Source organism: Vibrio sp. 661, assembly GCF_033339315.1.
Lineage (GTDB): Bacteria > Pseudomonadota > Gammaproteobacteria > Enterobacterales > Vibrionaceae > Vibrio > Vibrio alginolyticus.
This window is the reverse complement of record NZ_JAWOUJ010000066.1, coordinates 1-1,328: the sequence shown is the minus strand read 5'-3', so window position 1 is coordinate 1,328 and position 1,328 is coordinate 1. Positions and strand designations below refer to the sequence as shown.

General features: G+C 44.4%; 2 protein-coding genes. Both read left to right on the top strand.

The window, feature by feature from the left end; all coding sequences use genetic code 11:
• Positions 1-556 (top strand): CHAD domain-containing protein (locus R7P69_RS24705; protein WP_318121754.1); only part of this gene is annotated, 556 nt, incomplete at its 5' end.
• 208 nt (positions 557-764) lie between these two features.
• A partial coding sequence (locus tag R7P69_RS24700) for a lipase family protein (protein ID WP_318121753.1) occupies positions 765-1,328 on the top strand: 564 nt, incomplete at its 3' end.

Genomic DNA, 1,328 nt, shown 5'->3' with positions numbered 1-1,328 from the left:
AACGAACTTATTGCGAGACTTAGATGTATTCACTTTAGACACCAATCAGTATCTTGCGATGTTGCCAGAACAGCATTCATCATTAACGCGCATTTTCGCGGATATTGATGCCATGAAGAATGCTGAACAAGTGCGCGTAGCAAGTTGGTTGGCATCACTTGCTTACCAAGCGCATTGCGCTGTGGTTCGAAACAGCCTTGAGCGAACTAAACAATACGACTTGCTAAAAAACGACATTGAATTAGTGACGTTCGCAAATCAAAAGATTGCCGACCAGTTTAGAAAAGTAAATAACTCACAAAGAAAAATCTCGCCCGCGAGTAAAGACGATGTCATTCACACATTACGCATTAAATGCAAAGCACTGCGCTACTTGCTGGAGTGCTTCTCTGCTCTCTATCCCGCGCAACAACACAAAGAAAATGTGAAGCAACTTAAGCTGCTTCAGACAAGCTCGGCGACTTCAATGACACTTCGACTCAAATTGCGTTTTTCACCCAGCTCCGCAAAGACAAACGCTACAACAAACCAGATCGCCAAGTACTCAAATCTTTGATTAAGGAAATAAAACAGGCTCATGAGCAATCTCGGCAATCTACCTTACTTCGTCTAAAAAGTTTTGATTCATTTATCAATGACGCTTCGACGTTAGAGATTTACCGTTAACCACGAGGAATGAACCGGTAAAACATTCTGCTGATGTTCACGTGTTCTTCACACTCGCTCACTAGAGTATAAGGTTGGACAGTTTTAAGTAAGACAACGTGAAACCACTAAAACGATACCAATACGAACGCTACGCCGTACTGTGCAACCTCGCGTATCCAAGAGTCTTTAAACAAACACGTTATGGCTTCGATCCTAATGGTCAGCGAATCATCCGAAACGAACACGGCAAGATTATGATTCGCGTACTGTGGAGCAAAAACCGCGATGAAGTCGTGGTCGTTATTAAAGGTTCTCACAGCATTACCGATTGGTTGCTCAACTTTGCAATGTGGACACGAAGCTGCCGGCGATTAGGTCTCAACTACCGTATTCACGCAGGGTTTTATCACCTATTGTTCCAAGAAAGTTTACCTAGTAGAAACGAAGACCGCTTAGGTTTGAGCGTGATAGAACGCCTAGAAGCAACCGTTGTCCCGCTTATTCTGCAAGGCAAGCGCATTTCGGTGACAGGCCACTCTTCTGGTGGTGCAATTGGTAGCGTGTTTGCGGATTACATAGAAAAGAAGTATCCGAAAAGCATCAAGCGCGTTGTGACTTTCGGGCAGCCCGCCATTGGTGACTGGAAGTTCAAACGCCGCTATCGTCTGGCACATAAAACT